1 pseudogene is annotated in these 1601 nt (G+C 67.8%); it reads left to right on the top strand.

Annotated features, from left to right (window positions below):
* Window positions 1-29: 29 nt before the first annotated feature.
* Window positions 30-1564, top strand: a pseudogene (locus ACFF45_RS35315) (ISL3 family transposase).
* Window positions 1565-1601 lie beyond the last annotated feature (37 nt).

The following is a 1601-nucleotide window of genomic DNA, read 5'->3' on the forward strand; positions in this document are numbered from 1 at the left end:
CGGTGAGTCTCAGTCTGTGATCATCGAGCGTGCTTGATGCGAACGCGCTTGTGGGAACGGTGTTTTCGGGGTTGTCAGCCTTGGTCATCGAGGATGTGGCGGACAGTGGCGAGGTAGTGCGGGTTTCGGCTCGGACCCGGGATGTTCCCGTTCCCTGTCCGGTGTGCGGGGTGGTGACGGGGAGGGTCCACGCGTATCACGGCCGGACGGTGCGGGATGTACCGATCGATGGCAGGCAAGTCGTCGTCCGGGTGAGGATACGGCGGCTGGTCTGTCCGGTCCTCGGCTGCAGGCAGCAGACCTTCCGAGAGCAGGTTCCCGGGCTCTTGGAACGCCATCAGCGCCGCACCACACGTCTGACCGGCCAGCTCTCCGAGCTGGTCAAGGAGTTATGTGGCCGAGCCTCCGCCCGACTCTCCAAGTCACTGGCGACGCCCCTCTCGTACGCCTCCGCCCTGCGGCTGCTGCGGCGTGTGCCCGTGCCTGTGGTGCACATTCCGCGGGTGATCGGGGTCGACGACTTCGCCCTACGGCGCCGGCACAGCTATGCCACGATCATCATCGACGCCGAGACCGGCCAGCGGATCGAGGTACTACCTGGCCGTGAGGCCGCCGTCCTGGAGGCATGGCTGCGCACACATCCGAGCATCGAGGCCGTGTGCCGGGACGGATCGACCACCTATGCCGAGGCGATCCGCAGAGCCCTGCCCGACGCGGTCCAGATCAGCGACCGCTGGCACCTGTGGCACAACCTCGCCGAGGCCGTCCGCAAGGAAGTCGCAGTGCACAGCGCTTGCTGGGCGAAAGCGGGCCCGCCCCCGACCGAGGGGAGACAGGCCGCCACCACCCGTGAGCGCTGGCAGCAGATCCACGCCTTGCGTGAGCGCGGAGTCGGCCTGCTGGAGTGCGCACGGCGCTTGAATCTTGCCCTCAACACCGTCAAGCGCTACGACCGTGTCGCCGAGCCCGAGCACCTCATACGTGCACCCAAGTACCGGCCCACCCTGGTGGACCCTACCGCGATCACCTGCGCCAGCGCCGACTGGCGAATCCGGCCGTCCCCGTCACACATCTCCTCCGGGAGATCAGGGAACTGGGCTACCCCGGCAGCTCGAACCTCCTGGTCCGCTACATCAACCAGGGCCGTGTCGAGGCCGACCGGCCCGCACTGTCGCCCCGGCGCCTGGCCCGCTACCTCCTCACCCGCCCCGACCACATCAAGACTCACCAGCGAGAACGGATCGAGGCCGCCCGAGCCGCCTGCCACGAGATGACCGCTCTGGCCGACCTCATCCACCGCTTCGCCGCGCTACTGGACCCCGCCGACGGCAATGCCACCCGACTGAGCACCTGGATCACTTCGGCCCAGGAGGAGGACCTGCCCCACCTGCATGCTTTCACCCGGGGCATCGAGAAGGACCGCGCCGCAGTCGACGCCGCCCTCACCCTGCCGCACCACAACGGCGGCACCGAAGGCGTCAACAACAAGACCAAGCTGATCAAACGCCAGATGTACGGCCGCGCGAGCTTCCCCCTCCTCCGCCACCGCATCCTCCTGGGCTGACCACACCCTCCGTCACCACCGACTACGGAACAGACCC

Origin of the sequence: Streptomyces cinereospinus (assembly GCF_042430725.1) — a bacterium.
GTDB classification, from domain to species: domain Bacteria; phylum Actinomycetota; class Actinomycetes; order Streptomycetales; family Streptomycetaceae; genus Streptomyces; species Streptomyces cinereospinus.